We start from the raw sequence: 393 nt of genomic DNA, 5'->3' as shown, positions 1-393 counted from the left end.
AGCCTTTTCTCTCAAGGAACTGCTTCAGCATAGTTTCCATCGTAGAAAGCTCAGAAGAAGCAATGGTTCTCCCTTCCTTGAGCTCTCCTCTCATAACAAGTCCACTGCCAGCAAATCCACAGCCAGAAACAATTTTAATGCTTTTCATTAACAAAGCATAAAGGATTTGAGTAATTAGCGGTGAACATGCTAAATCGACCTTTCCTATCGCCAGGGCATTTGTAAGCTCAAGGGCTGAGTCGTAAATTAAGACTCGAACATTATACTTTTCCTTTAAATCATGAGCTGTCAGAAGAGCATGAGGATATTCAACAGCTCTTAGAAGCCCAAGTCGGAGAGTGCCTTTAACGGGAAAAGGTGCCTCATCAATGATCCATATTCTGTATGCTTTTT

1 pseudogene is annotated in these 393 nt (G+C 41.5%); it reads right to left on the bottom strand.

The window, feature by feature from the left end:
- A pseudogene (locus E3E37_RS11425) lies at positions 1–393 on the bottom strand (hypothetical protein); the annotation flags it as partial.

Source organism: Thermococcus sp. ES12 (assembly GCF_012027515.1).
GTDB classification, from domain to species: domain Archaea; phylum Methanobacteriota_B; class Thermococci; order Thermococcales; family Thermococcaceae; genus Thermococcus; species Thermococcus barossii.
Note: the sequence above shows the minus strand (reverse complement) of the source record. Positions and strands in the feature narration are given on the sequence as shown.